Source organism: uncultured Tenacibaculum sp. (assembly GCF_947494125.1).
GTDB lineage: Bacteria > Bacteroidota > Bacteroidia > Flavobacteriales > Flavobacteriaceae > Polaribacter.
In genome coordinates this window covers 1-500 of the sequence record NZ_CANLTU010000045.1, presented here as the reverse complement: position 1 = coordinate 500, position 500 = coordinate 1, and the positions used below count along the sequence as shown (strand labels likewise).

The window sequence follows — 500 nt, the reverse complement described above, 5'->3', positions numbered from 1 at the left end:
TTATCAACAGCTCATATAGTAGAAGCAGCACCAACATTTACATTAGATATAGATAATATTCAGAATGTAACATGTTTCGGAGGAACTACAGGAAGTTCAGAGTTAATCTTTAGTACAAGTACACCATATACAGGAAATTATACATATGAGATTTTCAATGTAGGAGGTGTAACAACAGGAATAACAGGAAATGGAGTAGGAAATGTTGTAGAAGCATTAGCAGGATTAGGAGCAGGAAATTACTATGTGTCAGTAACAATGACCGATAGTCCATTCTGTCCAGTACAATCTGCAAACTTTGAGATCCAAGGGCCAGCAGCAGCATTAGGCGTAAGTGGCGTAGTAAATCCACCAGTAAGTTGTAATGGAGGATCAGATGGAACAATCACAGCAACCGGAACAGATGGTTGGGGAGGTTATGATTATCAATTAGAATTCTTAGCAGGAGGAGTTGTAGGAACTTATACATATAGTAACAATAATGTATTTACAGGATTAGC

The 500-nt window shown here is 37.6% G+C and carries 1 protein-coding gene; it reads left to right on the top strand.

Going from position 1 to position 500, the window contains the following annotated elements; genetic code table 11:
• Positions 1-500: SprB repeat-containing protein (locus Q0881_RS17735; RefSeq protein ID WP_299163303.1), on the top strand; the 500-nt coding region annotated here is incomplete at both ends.